The following is a 15,697-nucleotide window of genomic DNA, read 5'->3' on the forward strand; positions in this document are numbered from 1 at the left end:
CGCTTTAGGGGTATCCCCTTCATTTTGTGAAGTATGTCGTGCGCGACTATGATAAATCTCTTCTTACCCTACCGTGCTTAAGGATCCCGTCAGTATGCCCGTCAATTTTGACCTCAACGATCTCTATGCCTTCCGCGCTTTACTGGAATATGGCAATTTCCGTCTTGCGGCGGAGTCTATCTGCCTTTCCCAGTCGGCGTTGAGTCGCAGAATTGAAAAGCTCGAGGCGGCACTGGGGACAAAACTGTTCGACAGAACCACCCGGCGCGTCACGCTGACCCTGTATGGACAGACCTTTGCCGACCGATGCGGACAGCTGCTTGCTGATGTGGAGTCCATGCTTTCGGATATCGATAAGGCCAGCGAGGAGCGTACGGGGCTAATCACCGTGGCGACGGTGCCGTCCGCCGCCTGTTACTTTATGCCGGATGTTATCCGCCGCTTTCAGTCCCGTTACCCCCGCGTGCGCATAAAACTGATCGACAGCAGCGCCGGAAATGTTATCGAGGCCGTCACCCGCGGACAGGCGGATTTTGGTATCTGCTTTGCCCGGAGTTTGCAGCCCGACATCGAGTTTGTCCCGCTGGTGGAGGATGTCTACGTGGCCGCCTGCCGGCGCGACAGCCCGCTTGCAAAAAGAAAAAGCCTGACGTGGCAGGCTTTTTATCAGCAGGATTATATCGGTCTGGATAAGACCTCCGGCAACCGCAATCTTCTCGACCAGCGGGTCGGGCATATTCGGCCTGAACGCCCCAGCATCTGCGAAACGCGGCACGTGACGACCATGCTGGGGATGGTTGAAGCCGGGATCGGCATTGCGGCCGTTCCCGCCATGTCAATGCCCCGCGCAGAGCATTCGCTGCTGACGTCGGTACCTTTAACCGAGCCTGAAGTCAGGCGAACCGTGGGGCTGATCCGCCGCCGCGGGCGGATCCAGTCCTATATTGCTGCCGAACTCGAAACGCTAATTACCGAGCAGTATCGCGAGGTGCACTGACGGGCGTTAAGCCCGTTGCCGTAATGACGCTGGCGGCCTGTGGCGAAGAGAGAAAGGCCAGCAGCGCTTTTCCCTGTTCGGGATGGTCAGCCTTCTGCGTTACGGCTCCGGCGAAACGGGTAATGTACTGCATGTCGTCAGGCAACTTACCCACAAACATCACCCCCGGGACCGGCAGAAGCTCGCTCACCTGCTGAAAGCCGAGATCGTATTTCCCTTTTGCCACTTCAGACGCCACCGGGATGCGCTCAACCCGGTGCGCTTTATCGTGGACCTGGCCGTCGATGCCCAGCTTACGGAACAGCTGGCTCTCTACATACCGGCCGCTGGCGCTGTCGGAATAAGCTATGGAATGCGCCTTCAGCAGCGTTTGCCGCAGGGCAGGCACCGTACTGATATCCGGCACCGGCGCGCCCGCTTTGACGACCATCCCGACGGGCGAATCCGCCAGCTCCACGCGGGAGCCCGCCGCCGTCCTGCGATCCTGTTCCAGTTTCGCCAGCGCATCGCCCACCATAATCACCACGTCCGCTTTTTCGCCCCGGGCGAGCCGGGCCGGAATGGCCTGCGGCTTTTTGCCCATCGACGGGCCGGAGATCACAATGAGCCTGTCACCGCTTTGCGCTTCGTACTGCGGCGTCAGCTTCTCCAGCGCCGCTTTGAAGCCGCCAGAAATCATCACCGTCACATCCTGCGCAAGCGCGCCCGCGCTGAGGGTGGCGAAGGACAGGGCGGCAATCACCGTTCTGAATGTAAGCATGAGGGATCACTCCTTAACGGCAGTTTGCAGGATTAACGTGCGACGACGATAGAGATAAAGCGTTGCCAGCAGGGCGCAAACGGCGGCAAAGCTCATCCAGTAGCCCGGAGAGGCTTTGTCGCCGGTGTACTCAATTAAGGCAGTCGAAATCACCGGCGTGAAACCGCCAAAGACCGCCGTTGCCAGGCTGTAAGCCAGTGAGAAGCCCGCCACGCGCACCTCTGCTGGCATGATCTCCGTCAGGGCCGGGATCATCGCGCCGTTATACAGGCCGTAGAGGAAAGAGAGCCACAGCAGCACGGTCAGCATCATTGAGAAGCTCGGGGCTGCGGCCAGCATCGTCAGCGCCGGATAGCTGGTCGCCAGCGCCAGCAGCGTCATGGCGATCAGCACTGGTTTACGCCCGAAGCGATCCGACAGCGCGCCGCCCACCGGAAGCCAGATGAAGTTGGACACCGCCACCAGCAGCGTGACCAGAAGACTGTCCGACGCGCTAAGCATCAGGACTTTTTTACCGAAGGTCGGCGCGTAAACGGTGATCAGGTAAAACGCGGTGGTGGTCATCGCCACCATCAGCATGCCCGCGACGACTACCGGCCAGTTGGCGAGCAGCGTTGTGAAGACCTGACGCATTGCCAGATGGTGGCGACGGGCGCTGAATTCCTCGGTCTCTTCGAGCTTGCGGCGCAGGAAAAAGATAAACGGCACAATCAGACAGCCAAACAGGAACGGAATACGCCACCCCCATTCGCGAATGGCACTCTCTTCCAGCACCACATTCAGGGCGAAGCCCATCGCCGCCGCGATCATAATGGCGACCTGCTGGCTACCCGACTGCCAGCTGGTGTAGAAACCCTTGCGGCCCGGCGTGGCGATCTCCGCCAGATAAACCGAAACCCCGCCCAGCTCGGCGCCTGCCGAAAAACCCTGCAACAGGCGGCCGGTCAGCACCAGCAGCGGCGCCCACAGGCCAATGCTCTGGTAAGAAGGGATCAGCACGATCAGGAAGGTTCCGGCGGCCATAATTGACAGGGTGACGATCAGCCCTTTACGGCGACCCACTTTATCAATGTAAGCCCCCAGCACAATGGCCCCGATCGGACGCATCAGGAAGCCCGCGCCAAAGACGGCGAAGGTCATCATCAGGGACGCAAATTCACTGCTTGCCGGAAAAAAAGTATGGGCGATGTAGGTGGCATAAAAGCCGAACAGAAAGAAGTCGAATTGCTCAAGAAAGTTGCCCGACGTGACGCGGAAAATCGCGCCCGCTTTGGCACGAAGCGTTGCAGGTGAGGTTGAGGAAACCATGATTATCTCCAGTTTTATAGTGACGTTATGCTCGTCTGTTTCTGAAAACTGGATCAGGAAGTGGAAATTAATAAGCGCAAATAGCGCATGGACTGATGCGCGTGGTGCATTAATGACAAAGCGTTGACCAGTATTTACATGTTCAACAATAACTTAACATTTCGGTGATCTTTTATTTACTCGATTTCGCTAAGTTGCTGATATATCAGTTTTGTGACATCGCGCAGGTGAGAAGCCAGGCGGGGCCTGGCTTGGGATTATCAGCGCAGCGCGTTCGCAATCGCGCTAAACATCAGCGACGCTTCCAGCGGCTGGGCGCTGAATGACGGCTCTGCCTGCGGCCAGGTGGACCACTGGACGATAACCAGATTTTCTTTCTGATTAACCATGATCATCTGACCAAATATACCCAGCGCCCACAGGGAATCCTTCAGCGAATTTTCGACTTTCGGCTCCACGTGTGTGGCGGTGGCTGGTACTTCGTTGTTCCACCACTGGTAGCCGTATAACCCCTTCGGATGCGCGTCGGACACCGATCCTTTGGCCTGTGTCCAGGCTGAGGACTGTTTCACCCAGCCCTCGGGGAGGATCTGCTTCCCGTCCGGCAGCGTACCGTTATGCAGGATAAACTCCCCGAAACGCCCCCAGTCTTCCAGCGTGGCGTTGAACCCATGCGCACCCACGTCGTGCTGGCCTTTGCTGTAGGCATGCCACACGCCGTCGCTCGCCATGCCGTACGGCTGCCAGATGGTCTTCTCCAGATACGCCGCGAGCGTCATGCCGGTGGCGCGCTCAAGCACATCGCCTAACAGCCAGGCGCCACCCGAGGAATAGGACCAGTTTTCGCCCGCCGGGTGTTCACGGTGTAACCCCTTCACCAGGGTGCGCACGCAGTTGTAGGTGCCCGGCTTCGCTTCGCATTCGGTAAGCCGGGCGAAGTCAGATTGCGGGTTGGTGTAATCTTCGTTCCACGCCACGCCAGAGGTGTGGGTGATGAGCTGTTTTAGCGTTACGCCCTCCCAGGCGGTGCCTTTTAAGTCAGGTTCGTATTGGGTGACAAGGTCGTCCAGGGAGTGGATTTTCCCTTCTTTAATTGCAGCACCCACCAGCGCGGAGACCACCGATTTGCCCACGGAACGCGACGTCCAGAGCGTTGAGTCGGTATTGCCTTCACCCAGGTATTTATAGGCCACTTTGCCGTTTTTCAGCACCAGCATGCCGCTGACGTTCTGGCGTTTCAGGTAATCCTGAAGAGTGTAACTCTTACCCTTCACCTGATAGCGGGCATCGGTGAGCGGTTTTTCTGCGGGCAGCAGCGGCGTAGCGTTGCCGTGGCGGAACACATCCCCTGCGTAGTTGCGGTAGTCATTGCGAAAGCCCACCACGCGATCGGCCTGGTTCCAGGTGAGCATGGTATGCGCGTCCGGGAGTCTGGCATCGAAAGGCGCCGGACAGGTGGTGAGGTCGGTACCGTTGCAGGCCGCCATAACGGCGGGCGAAAGCAGGCTACTGACAACCAGCGCCGCGAGCAGCGTGCGGTTTGTTTTGATTTTCATATTTATCTCGTTTGGCTCAGGAAGGACTTCAGTTTAAGAACCTGCGGCCTATAATAAAAAACGCGTTATGGGGGAAAATCCCCCGTAAAAATTGCGTGGAGAATGGCGTGGCATCACTGATCTATTCCTTTGCCCAGCTTGAGGCGTTCACTGCCGTCGCTGAACACGGCAGCCTGATGAAGGCGGCCAGTAAACTCGGCAAAGATCGTACTACCCTGCGGGATCTGATCGATTTCCTTGAGGATGGGCTGGGCTATGCTCTGTTCCTGCGGGAGGGGCGCAGCCTGCGCCTGACGCCGGAGGGGGAGCAGCTTCAGCGGCAGGCGCACCTGCTGATGCGCCAGGTCAAAGCGTTTGAGGCGTTTGCCAGATCGGTGCCGGACAGCGCGACGCAGGACATTGCCCTCGTTTACGATCCGTTCACCCCCAGAGCCTTTTTGCAGGCGCTGATTGCCACGCTGGCGACGCAAAAGATCCGCCTGAGCCTGACCAGCGCGTCACGCGATGAGGCGGAAGCCATGCTGGCAAACGGTCAGGCCGACCTGGGGATCTGCCAGGCGCGCAACCGCAGCGTGGGCAATGAGATGGAGTGGCGGGCGCTGGGGGCGATCGAAATGGATTTTTACGCCGCAACGGCGCTTTTTGCGGAGGTGGCGTCGCCGGTGTCGCTGCTCGATCTCTCCCTGGTGCCGCAGGTGATTATGCATGCCGCGTCAGACGAGCCGGTTGCCCGTCGCCTGCAAATTTCAGGGCACACGCTTTTCACTAACGAACTGGAGATGCTGCGCGGCTTGCTGGAACAGGGCTGCGGCTGGGGGTTTTTGCCGACCCATCTTCAGGCAACGCAGTGGAAAAATGTAAAAAGGCTGCCCACCGAAGTGGGCAGCCAGGGGATAAGCCAGACGATGGTCACTATCTGGAAGCCGGGCAGCGACAAGCGCGGGTTGATCAACGATACGCTGTCGCTGCTTCCGGCGTTATGGAAACGTTCAGCGCTGTGAGCACCCTTTGCACTGTTTATTCTGGATCTGCTGGAAGAAGTCGTTGCCTTTGTCATCCACCAGGATAAACGCCGGGAAGTTCTCCACTTCAATTTTCCAGATCGCTTCCATTCCCAGTTCAGGATACGCCACGCACTCCAGGCTCTTGATGCTGTTTTGCGCCAGCACCGCCGCCGGGCCGCCGATGCTGCCGAGGTAGAAGCCGCCGTGCTTATGGCAGGCGTCGGTGACCTGCTGGCTGCGGTTACCTTTGGCCAGCATGATCATGCTCGCACCGTGGGATTGCAGTAGGTCCACGTAGGAGTCCATACGCCCGGCGGTGGTTGGGCCTAAGGAGCCAGACGCGTAACCTTCTGGCGTTTTCGCCGGGCCTGCGTAGTAAATCGGGTGATCTTTAACGTACTGCGGCAGTTCTTCCCCGTTGTCGAGCAGCTCTTTCAGCTTCGCATGGGCGATGTCACGCGCCACGATGATGGTGCCGCTCAGCGACAGGCGGGTGGATACCGGGTGCGCGGAAAGCTGCGCCAGAATGTCGGGCATCGGCTTGTTCAGATCAATGCTTACCACGTCGCCTTCTCCCTGCTGGCGCAGGGATTCAGGAATATACTGGCCCGGATTGTGCTCCAGCTTCTCAATCCAGATCCCCTCGCGGTTAATCTTCGCCTTGATGTTGCGGTCAGCGGAGCAGGAGACGCCCATGCCGATCGGGCAGGAGGCGCCGTGGCGCGGCAGACGGATCACGCGAATATCGTGCGCGAAGTATTTCCCGCCGAACTGCGCGCCAAGGCCGAGGTTTTGCGCTTCCTGAAGCAGTTCCTGCTCGAGCTGGACGTCGCGGAATGCCTGGCCGTGCGCATTGCCTTCGGTTGGCAGGCCATCGTAGTAGCGCGCAGAGGCGAGCTTGACGGTTTTCAGCGTGGCTTCCGCTGAGGTGCCGCCGATAACGAAGGCGATATGGTAAGGCGGGCAGGCCGCGGTACCCAGGGTCCGCATCTTCTCAACCAGATAATTTTTCAGTTTCGCCGGGGTGATCAGCGCTTTGGTTTCCTGATACAGATAAGTTTTATTGGCAGAGCCGCCGCCTTTCGCCATGCACAGGAATTTATACTCGTCACCATCAACGCTGTAGAGGTCGATCTGCGCGGGCAGGTTGGTGCCGGTGTTCACCTCTTTATACATATCCAGCGCCGCATTCTGCGAGTAGCGCAGGTTATCTTCAATGTATGTGTTATAGACGCCCTGGCTCAGGGCCGCTTCGTCACCGCCGCCGGTCCAGACGCGCTGGCCTTTTTTGCCCATGATGATCGCGGTGCCGGTATCCTGACAGGTTGGCAGCACGCCTTTCGCCGCAATTTCGGAGTTGCGCAGGAATTGCAGGGCAACGTACTTATCGTTCTCGCTGGCTTCCGGGTCGCTCAGAATAGCCGCAACCTGCTTCTGGTGAGAGGTGCGCAGCATAAATGCCGCGTCGTGGAAGGCCTGCTGTGCCAGCAGGGTCAACGCCTCTGGCTCGACTTTCAGCACTTCCTGACCGTCGAACTCGGCAACGGAAACGTGCTCTTTGGTCAGCAGATAGTATTCGGTGTCATCGTGCGCAAGAGGGAAGGGGTTTTGGTAGATAAACGGTTTGTTTGACATAGCGTATTGCTCCACAAAAATAAAACCGCCGGAGGAGAAGTCCGGCGGTCAGGAATCAGAACATCATGGACATCCACGGGTAGCCAATCAGCAGCAGAGCTGCCAGGAAGATGGCACCGAAGATGGTACCGAGGCGCCAGTAGTCTTTGGTTGGCAGGTAGCCGCTACCGTAGTAAATCGGGCTTGGACCCGTACCGTAGGGGGTAATGATCCCCATCACGCCCAGCGAGGTCACCATCAGCAGAACGAACACTTCCATATTCATGCCCGGAATGGTGGAGGCGATGGTCAGCATCGCAGGCAGCAGCGCCGTGGTGTGCGCGGTGGTGCTGGCGAACAGGTAGTGCAGCAGGTAGAACGCCAGCAGCAGCACGATGGTGGCGACACCCGGAGAGATACCGCTCATCAGCAGGCCGCCTTCTTTACCCAGCCAGCTGATAAAACCGGTGGAGGAGAGGCCATCCGCCAGCGCCACCAGGGTGGCGAACCAGACGAAGGTATTCCACGCGGCTTTGTTACCGGTGATATCGTTCCACTCCAGCACGCCGGTCCACAGCATCAGGCCAACGATCAGCAGGGCAGCCATGGCCGGTTCAATCCACGCCGCGGCGAAGATCCACATCAGCAGCGCACAGCACACGAACACCAGCAGCAGGATCTCATTGCGCGACAGTTTGCCCAGTTTTTCCAGTTCACGGGTCGCCCACAGCGGTACTTCGTTATTCACTTTTACTTCCGGCGGGTAGAACCAGTAGGCCAGCAGCGGCATGGTCAGGATCAGCAGGATGCCCAGCGGCAGGAAGGCGAGGAACCAGGTCCCCCAGGAGATATCAATTCCAACCGTGCTTTTTACCAGCGCCAGCGCCAGCAGGTTAGGTGCCAGAGCGGAAAGGAACATCGAGCTGGTGATACAGGCCGCGGTGATGGCTACCCACATCAGATACGAACCGATTTTGCGCGCGCTTGGGTCATTGGGTTTTGAACCGTACAGCGGCGGCAGGTTGGCGATGATCGGGTAGATGGTCCCGCCGCTGCGCGCGGTGTTGGATGGGGTGAACGGGGCCAGCAGCAGGTCCGCAAACGTAATGGCGTAACCGAGCGTCAGGCTGCGACGGCCCAGGTACTTCACCAGAATCAGCGCCAGACGGCGGCCGAAGCGGGTTTTGTCGTAGCCTGCGGCGAACATAAAGGCACCGAAAATCAGCCAGACGGTGGAGTTACCAAACCCGCTGACCGCCCATTTAAAGGAGGCGCCCGCCAGCTTGAATTTTGGGTCAGCCAGCTGTTCCGGGCTAAAGAGTACCCACTGGCTGCACAGCGCAATCGCCACGACGCCGGTAAGACCGATCACGGCGCCCGGCAGCGGTTCGAAAATTAAGCCGACGATGACGCCGACAAAGATGGCGAAGTAGTGCCACGCATAAGGCGGCAGCCCTTCCGGAACGGGGACAAACAACAGCAGGACGGCAACAATGACGGGCAAAGCCATCATCAGCAGTCGTTTTGCTGTTCCATTTGATGCCAGATTCGCCGCAGGAGGCGTTACAGCAGTTTTTGTATTCATAGTTTCACGTCTTAAGTTGTCAAAAATTCGTCGCCCGGCGAAAACACAAATTCGATTGAAATATCCTTTTTGCTTTTTTTAGTTATTTAAGGTGCGGATTTGTGTTTTCACTAATAGCGATTTAACGCATTTTGGTTTGCGCTAAATAAAAAATGATGATGTTTTTATATTGCTCTTTTGAATGCCATAACTATTGATCGCGATCAAAAAAACGGAACTGAATGGCTATTTTTATATTTTTTATAATAACCACTCTGAGTAGTGTGGTTATTCGCTAGCTTTACGCATTTTATGTATCAAAACTATAACATTTAAATTCTGGTGATTTTGTTTATCTTTGTTTTATAAGGTTTTTTGATAGATTTGGTGTATTGGTTTGACCTTTTATAATTTAACTTTTTTTAAATTCTTGTGAACGAGTGAAACATTCCCGCTAACACCAATGTGTTATTAATGTTATCGAAGGGATTAAATAGTTTATTAACTAACGTAATGACTTTAGAAACTAAAAAAAGCTTTATATTACTATCATGACATCGGCAAAAAACACGAAATAAAAAATCATCCCGATAACGAATTCTTAATTTTTAAAGTTTGGAGTTTCTATTATGAGCACTAACGAACGTATTTTAAGCCCCTTCACATTACCGAATGGTACTGAACTGAAAAACCGTTTGTTAATGGCCCCGATGACAACCTGTACCGGTTATTACGATGGCACCGTGACCAGCGAGCTGGTGGAGTACTACCGCGCCCGCGCGGGCAGCATCGGCACCATCATCGTTGAGTGCTGTTTTGTTGACGATCTCGGCCTGGCGTTCCCGGGCGCAATTGGTATTGATAACGACGAGAAAATCGCCGGGCTGGCAAAAATCGCTGACGCCATCAAGTCCAAAGGCTCTAAAGCCCTGCTGCAAATCTACCACGGCGGCCGTATGGTCGACCCAAAACTGATTGGGGGTCGCACGCCGGTTGGCCCAAGCGCCGTTGCCGCGCCGCGTGACGGTGCCGCCACGCCGGTTGCCCTGACCGCGGAAGAGGTGGAAGGCATGATCGGCAAGTTCGGCGAAGCCGTGCGCCGCGCAATTCAGGCCGGGTTCGACGGCGTCGAAATCCACGGGGCGAATACCTATCTGATCCAGCAGTTCTTCTCCCCGAACTCTAACCAGCGCGACGACGAGTGGGGCGGCAGCCGCGAAAACCGCGCGAAATTCCCGCTGGCGGTGCTGGACATTACCCACAAGATGGTGCGCCAGTACGCGGACGACGCGTTTATCATTGGCTACCGTTTCTCTCCGGAAGAGCTTGAAGTCCCGGGCATTCGCTTCGAAGACACCCTGTATCTGCTGGAAAAACTGGCCGCGCGCGGGGTAGATTATCTCCACTTCTCCCTTGGTGCCGCCCTGCGTTCATCTATCGTCGATACTCAGGACCCGACGCCACTTATCGAAAAATACTGCGCCATGCGCTCTGACACGCTGGCGCAGGTACCGGTAATGGGCGTTGGCGGCGTGGTGAATGCCACGGATGTGTATGAAGCGCTGGATCACGGTTACGACCTGATTGCCGTTGGCCGCGCCACCATCGCCTATCCGAACTGGACCGATCGCATCGCGGCGGGCGAAAGCCTGGAGCTGTTTATGGACAGTACCCGACGCGAAGAACTGAGCATCCCGGAACCGCTGTGGCGCTTCTCGCTGGTGGAAGCGATGATCCGCGACATGAGCATGGGCGAATCTAAATTCAAACCGGGCACCTTTATTGAAAAAGTGCAGGACGATGCTAACGAGCTGGTGATTAACGTCAGCCTCGAAACCGACCGCATCGCCGATATCGAACTGGCCTCCGGCCCGAGTGAAGACGTCGAGTTTGTCACCAGCTTCGAAGAGATCCGTACCCGTATTCTGGATGCCAACACCCCGCACGTGGACGCGATTACGGGCGCGACCAGCCAGAGCGAGGCGGTGAAAAAAGCGGTCTCGAAGGCGATGCTGAAATCCAGCAAAGCGCTGGCGGCGGAAGAGGGCGCAGACCCGAATGAGACTAAAAGCGTGGATGTGGTGGTGGTCGGCAGCGGCGGCGCCGGTCTGGCAGCGGCGATTCAGGCGCATGACGAAGGCGCGAGCGTGCTGATCGTCGAGAAAATGCCCACCATCGGCGGGAACACCATTAAAGCCTCGGCCGGGATGAACGCGGCGGAGACCCGCTTCCAGCGCGTGAAAGGTATTCAGGACAGCAAAGAGCTGTTCTACCAGGAAAGTCTGAAAGGCGGTGGCAACAAGAACGACCCTGAACTGCTGCGTCGCTTTGTCGAGAACGCGCCGCAGGCTATCGAATGGCTGGCCACGCGCGGCATTATGCTGAACGACATTACCACCACCGGCGGGATGAGCATCGACCGTACGCACCGTCCGAAAGACGGTTCCGCAGTGGGCGGGTATCTGATCAGCGGCCTGGTGCGTAACGTCAACAAGCGCAACATCGAGGTGATGCTGGATACCTCCGTGAGCGACATCATTTTCGAAAATAGCGAAGTGACCGGCGTGCGTCTGACCACCGAAGAGAACGAAACCCTCACCGTGGCAACCAAAAGCGTGATTGTGGCAACGGGCGGCTTCAGCGCCAACAGCCAGATGGTGGTGAAATACCGTCCGGATCTGGCAGGGTTCGTTACCACCAACCACAAAGGGGCGACCGGAGGCGGTATCGCGCTGCTGGAGCGTATCGGTGCGGGCACCGTGGATATGGGCGAAATTCAGATCCACCCAACCGTTGAGCAGAAAACGTCGTATCTGATTTCCGAATCCATCCGCGGCGGCGGGGCGATTCTGGTAAACCAGCAGGGCAACCGCTTCTATAACGAAATGTCGACCCGCGACAAAGTCTCGGCGCAGATCATCGCGCTGCCGGAGAAATACGCTTACATCGTCTTTGACGAGCATGTTCGCGCCAAAAACAAAGCCGCGGATGAGTACATCGCAAAAGGGTTTGTTACCAGCGCCAGCTCGCCAAAAGCCCTGGCGGAAGCACTGGGGATGGATCACCACCAGTTCCTGGCAACGCTGGAACGCTACAACGGCTTTGTGGAGAAACAGCACGACGATGATTTCGGCCGCACCACCGCGCTGCGTGCGCCAATCAACGAAGGGCCGTTCTACGCCATTCAGATTGCACCGGGCGTTCACCACACCATGGGCGGCGTGACCATTAACACAGAAACCTGCGTGCTGGACAGCAACCACAACGTATTGCCGGGAGCGTTTGCTGCGGGTGAGGTTGTCGGGGGCATCCACGGCGGTAACCGTATCGGCGGTAACGCGGTGGCAGATATTATTATTTTTGGTACGCTTGCAGGACATCAGGCGGCTATGCGTTCGAAAACACGGTAAGGCTCCTGTTTCCCCGGCGGCGCGGTGCCTGCCGGGGCTACATCTGAGGACTCATGCAATGCCTGATAGCCATCGCGTTTACAGCTACTCCGCCGTTTTGATGGGATCGCCCATCCTCCTGAAACTCTTTTCCCATGACGAAGCGCTTGTCTCCCGCGTGTTTCGCCTGATCAAACAGTACGAAGATCTGCTTACCGTTAACCGCGCGCATTCCCAGGTAATGGACGTCAACCATGCGGCCGGTCAGCATCCGGTTGCCGTCAGCCGTCCGGTGTTTGAGCTGATCCGCTGCGCGAAAGCGGCAAGCTTGCTTAAAGACAGCGCCTTTAACCTGGCGATCGGCCCGCTGGTGAAGCGCTGGAAAATTGGCTTTAAGGGGGACGCTGTACCGCCCGCAGACGAGATCGCCGCCTTGCTGGGCATCACGCATCCTGCGGACGTGGTGCTGGATGAAGCCAACAGCAGTGTGTTTCTTACACGCCAGGGAATGGAGATCGATCTGGGGGCCATTGCTAAAGGCTATATCGCCGACAGGGTGCGGGATTACCTGCATAAAGAGGGCGTTAAACTGGGGCTGATCAACCTTGGCGGCAACGTTCAGACGTTAGGCTCGCCGGAGGGCGGCTGGCGCGTTGGCCTGAAAAAACCGTTCGCCGGTGATGCGCTGATTGGCGCCATGACGGTCGAAAACCGGTCGGTGGTGACGTCTGGCACCTATGAGCGCTATTTCGAGCAGAACGGCAAACGCTATCACCACATACTTGACCCACGCACCGGCTACCCGCTGGATAACGAACTGGACAGCGTGACGATTATTTCGCCAGACTCCCTCGACGGCGATATCTGGACCACGCTGATCTACGGCATGGGCGTGGAAAAGGGCTGCGCCGCGCTGCGTTCGCGCCCCGATATTGAAGCCATCTTTGTCACCAAAACAAAAGAAGTGGTGATCTCCTCGATGCACCACTTCCGTTTTACCCTTCTGGACGACAGCTACCGAATTACTGGCAGTACTGTTTGAGTAGGCCGACCTGTTCCGGCTGCAAACGGTAGCGATATACCGGCCGGCCGGTAGCGCCGTAGTGAATGCTGGTGAACAGGATATTGATTTGCGCCAGCCAGATCAGGTATTTGCGGCAGGAGACGCGGGAAATGTTGACCGCATTCGCCAGATCGTCGGTGGAAAACTCTATCTCCGGATGGCTGTCGATCCACTGGCAAATGGTGCGCAGCGTCTGCGGCGTCAGGCCTTTCGGTAATTTTTTGCTGTCGGCCAGCTCCGGCGCGCCGCCGTGGATCAGCCTGTCGACGTCGGCCTGTTCATAATACTGATGCGATCCCATCAGGCTGCGCTTTGCCTTCCAGCCGTTCAGCGCCTCTTCAAAACGCGGGAACTGGAACGGTTTAATCAGGTAATCCACCACGCCATAGTGCATTGAGGTCTGGATCGTTGCGGCGTCGGAGGCCGACGAGATCATGATGACATCAATCGGGCGGCCCGATGCGCGGATGATGGGCAGCAGATCCAGCCCGTTATCCTGCTGCATATAGACATCCAGCAGCACCAGATCGATCGGCTGGCCTGGGTTGGCGATCAACGCCTCGGCCTGGTTGAGCGTGGAAGCGACGCCGCAGCAGCTAAAACCCTCAACGCGGTTAACATACAGACGGTTGAGGTCGGCTACCATGGCGTCATCATCGACAATTAACACATTTATCACGCGATATTCCTCTCGCTATCCCAGGGGATCTGAACAAAAAATTGGGTAAATACGCCAGGCTCCGACTCGACGGTAATATCTCCGCCCAGATTCTGGATCTGCTGACGCGCAAGGAACAGCCCAACGCCGCGGTTTTCACCTTTTGTTGAGTAGCCCTTTGTAAAAATAGCCTCCAGCCGCTCGGGATCAATGCCGGGACCGTCATCGCTGACCTCACCGCTCAGCCAGCCGTTCTGATAATGCAGCAGCAGGCCGATCTCGCCTTCCGGCTGGCCTTCCATCGCATCCAGGGCATTTTCGATTAAATTGCCCAGCACGGTGATCAGCACCGCAACCTGCTCTTCATTGGCGGTGTCGGGAAGCTGACTCTCCTCCGCCAGCGTCAGGGTCACTCCGGCCTCTTTAGCGCGGTTAATTTTACCCAGCAGGAAGCCCGCAATGACCGGGGATTTAACTTTACGTTGTATCGCGCCGATATCCGTCTGATAATTCTGCGCGGTCTGGATGATGTACTCCTCCAGCTTATCGTAGCGCTTCATGTGCAGCAGGCCGAGGATCACGTGCAGCTTGTTCATAAACTCGTGCGTATGAGCGCGCAGGGCATCAACGTAGCTGACCATGCCATCAATACGCTGCATTAACTGGCTGATTTCGGTCTTATCGCGGAACGTGCTGATCGCCCCGATCACCTGATTCTGGCTTTTCACGGGGACCATGTTGCAGAGCAGCAGCCGCCCGTTACAGCCGATCTCCTGATCCTGGCGGGCAATGCCGGTCCTGGATACTTCGCGCAGGCTGGCCAGCAGCGGTTCACTGCTGCTTTCGGAGTGCTGGCCCGAGGTCAGGAGTAATATTTCTCTGGCGGTGTGGTTAATCATCGTCACGCGCCCGTGCATATCCACGGCCATCACGCCTTCGCGCAGGGACTGCAACATGGCCTGGCGCTGCTCAAAGAGGGCTGAGATCTCGTAAGGCTCCAGCCCAAAGAGGATACGTTTCAGAACCCGGACCAGACCCCATATCGCCACTGAGCTCATCAGAACGCTGAATAAGATGGTCCACACGGCGTTGAGCCGCCCGCGGGCAATCTGATCTTCAACTTTGTTTAGCGAAATACCCACCACCACCACGCCGATCTGGTCGTGCTGGTCGTCATACACTGGCGTAAAGACGCGCAGCGCTTCCGCGAGCGCGCCGCGGTTAACGGAGACATTCTCTTTCCCTTCCAGGGCGGGCGTCAGATCGTCGCCAATAAAATGCAAACCTAACAGCGCTTCGTTTGGATGGGAATAGCGGATCCCACGCAGGTCGGTGACCACGGTAAACAGCAGGTCGTTGCGCTTCGTCACCGCCTCGGCAATCGGCTGGATGATGCCAGCCTGCGGCGATTCCATCAGGCCACGCTTGATCTCCGGGCTGTCGGCCAGCGTCCTGGCGATACCCAGCGCGGTATCTTTCACGTCATCGCGCGTGGCGCGGGTGATCTGCACAGAGTACAGCGCGAAGACCACCAGCAGCACCGAGCCGATAATCGCGCACACCATCAGCGTAACCAGCGTATTCAGCTTCATAGGGCGCTTGCGCGTCGGGGGGAAGGGCTGCAAATCGCTCATTAACACTCCGCGATGAATAAGAAAGGGCTAATTATCGCTGATGACGGGCGTTTCATAAAGCCATGTAAAGAGAGGCGTTTCGTGAGCCTCCTCTCAGGTGACCTATATAAAACACTTTATAGTGTGAGGGTACTCATAATAAGGAGGCAG

General features: G+C 57.1%; 11 protein-coding genes. 4 read left to right on the plus strand and 7 right to left on the minus strand.

Annotated features, from left to right (window positions below; all coding sequences use genetic code 11):
- Positions 1–94 precede the first annotated feature (94 nt).
- Positions 95–997: a LysR family transcriptional regulator gene (locus ACOTX5_RS06925; protein ID WP_003859540.1), complete on the plus strand. Its 903-nt coding sequence runs from the start codon at positions 95–97 to the stop codon at positions 995–997.
- Here the strand turns inward: ACOTX5_RS06925 and ACOTX5_RS06930 are convergent.
- The 3 genes from ACOTX5_RS06930 to ACOTX5_RS06940 all read right to left on the minus strand — a co-directional run bounded on the left by ACOTX5_RS06930 (position 969) and on the right by ACOTX5_RS06940 (position 4,621).
- Positions 969–1,757 carry a substrate-binding domain-containing protein gene (locus ACOTX5_RS06930; protein WP_063438848.1) on the minus strand — a complete coding sequence of 263 codons (789 nt, stop codon included), beginning with the start codon at positions 1,755–1,757 and terminating at the stop codon, positions 969–971. The two genes, ACOTX5_RS06925 and ACOTX5_RS06930, sit on opposite strands and share 29 nt — an antisense overlap.
- A 6-nt stretch (positions 1,758–1,763) precedes the next feature.
- On the minus strand, positions 1,764–3,065 hold the full coding sequence (locus ACOTX5_RS06935; protein WP_017693129.1) for an MFS transporter: 1,302 nt from the start codon (positions 3,063–3,065) through the stop codon (positions 1,764–1,766).
- 260 nt (positions 3,066–3,325) lie between these two features.
- Positions 3,326–4,621, minus strand: coding sequence for a serine hydrolase domain-containing protein (locus ACOTX5_RS06940; RefSeq protein WP_045333374.1), 1,296 nt, complete (start codon positions 4,619–4,621; stop codon positions 3,326–3,328).
- A gap of 95 nt (positions 4,622–4,716) precedes the next feature.
- Between ACOTX5_RS06940 and ACOTX5_RS06945 the strand changes: the two genes are divergently transcribed.
- Positions 4,717–5,622 carry a LysR family transcriptional regulator gene (locus tag ACOTX5_RS06945; protein ID WP_045910809.1) on the plus strand — a complete coding sequence of 302 codons (906 nt, stop codon included), beginning with the start codon at positions 4,717–4,719 and terminating at the stop codon, positions 5,620–5,622.
- On the opposite strand, the gene fumA is transcribed toward ACOTX5_RS06945, so the two are convergent.
- Positions 5,611–7,260, minus strand: a complete 1,650-nt coding sequence (gene fumA / locus ACOTX5_RS06950; RefSeq protein ID WP_045910808.1) for a class I fumarate hydratase FumA — start codon at positions 7,258–7,260, stop codon at positions 5,611–5,613. The two genes, ACOTX5_RS06945 and fumA, sit on opposite strands and share 12 nt — an antisense overlap.
- A 55-nt stretch (positions 7,261–7,315) precedes the next feature.
- Positions 7,316–8,824: an anion permease gene (locus ACOTX5_RS06955; RefSeq protein ID WP_017383327.1), complete on the minus strand. Its 1,509-nt coding sequence runs from the start codon at positions 8,822–8,824 to the stop codon at positions 7,316–7,318.
- Between the two features lie 608 nt (positions 8,825–9,432).
- Here ACOTX5_RS06955 and ACOTX5_RS06960 point away from each other — a divergent pair.
- Positions 9,433–12,213 carry a flavocytochrome c gene (locus ACOTX5_RS06960; RefSeq protein WP_047727519.1) on the plus strand — a complete coding sequence of 927 codons (2,781 nt, stop codon included), beginning with the start codon at positions 9,433–9,435 and terminating at the stop codon, positions 12,211–12,213.
- A gap of 58 nt (positions 12,214–12,271) precedes the next feature.
- Positions 12,272–13,234, plus strand: a complete 963-nt coding sequence (locus tag ACOTX5_RS06965) for an FAD:protein FMN transferase (protein ID WP_045910806.1) — start codon at positions 12,272–12,274, stop codon at positions 13,232–13,234.
- Here ACOTX5_RS06965 and dcuR read toward each other — a convergent pair.
- Both dcuR and ACOTX5_RS06975 read right to left on the minus strand, forming a co-directional pair.
- Positions 13,215–13,934, minus strand: coding sequence for a two-component system response regulator DcuR (dcuR, locus tag ACOTX5_RS06970; protein ID WP_003859556.1), 720 nt, complete (start codon positions 13,932–13,934; stop codon positions 13,215–13,217). The two genes, ACOTX5_RS06965 and dcuR, sit on opposite strands and share 20 nt — an antisense overlap.
- Positions 13,931–15,547, minus strand: a complete 1,617-nt coding sequence (locus tag ACOTX5_RS06975) for a sensor histidine kinase (protein WP_023294962.1) — start codon at positions 15,545–15,547, stop codon at positions 13,931–13,933. Before ACOTX5_RS06975 ends, dcuR begins: the two co-directional genes overlap by 4 nt.
- Positions 15,548–15,697: the final 150 nt, after the last annotated feature.

Source organism: Enterobacter cloacae complex sp. IR5441, from assembly GCF_049238215.1.
In the GTDB taxonomy this organism is placed as follows: Bacteria; Pseudomonadota; Gammaproteobacteria; order Enterobacterales; family Enterobacteriaceae; genus Enterobacter; species Enterobacter hormaechei_C.

Excerpts from the sequence above, each read along its gene's own strand:
- ACOTX5_RS06975 (WP_023294962.1), bottom strand. The coding sequence starts at position 15,547 with ATGAGCGATTTGCAGCCCTTCCCCCCGACGCGCAAGCGCCCTATGAAG.
- ACOTX5_RS06930 (WP_063438848.1), bottom strand. The coding sequence starts at position 1,757 with ATGCTTACATTCAGAACGGTGATTGCCGCCCTGTCCTTCGCCACCCTC.
- ACOTX5_RS06955 (WP_017383327.1), bottom strand. The coding sequence starts at position 8,824 with ATGAATACAAAAACTGCTGTAACGCCTCCTGCGGCGAATCTGGCATCA.
- ACOTX5_RS06960 (WP_047727519.1), top strand. The coding sequence starts at position 9,433 with ATGAGCACTAACGAACGTATTTTAAGCCCCTTCACATTACCGAATGGT.
- ACOTX5_RS06965 (WP_045910806.1), top strand. The coding sequence starts at position 12,272 with ATGCCTGATAGCCATCGCGTTTACAGCTACTCCGCCGTTTTGATGGGA.
- ACOTX5_RS06925 (WP_003859540.1), top strand. The coding sequence starts at position 95 with ATGCCCGTCAATTTTGACCTCAACGATCTCTATGCCTTCCGCGCTTTA.
- ACOTX5_RS06935 (WP_017693129.1), bottom strand. The coding sequence starts at position 3,065 with ATGGTTTCCTCAACCTCACCTGCAACGCTTCGTGCCAAAGCGGGCGCG.
- ACOTX5_RS06940 (WP_045333374.1), bottom strand. The coding sequence starts at position 4,621 with ATGAAAATCAAAACAAACCGCACGCTGCTCGCGGCGCTGGTTGTCAGT.
- fumA (WP_045910808.1), bottom strand. The coding sequence starts at position 7,260 with ATGTCAAACAAACCGTTTATCTACCAAAACCCCTTCCCTCTTGCGCAC.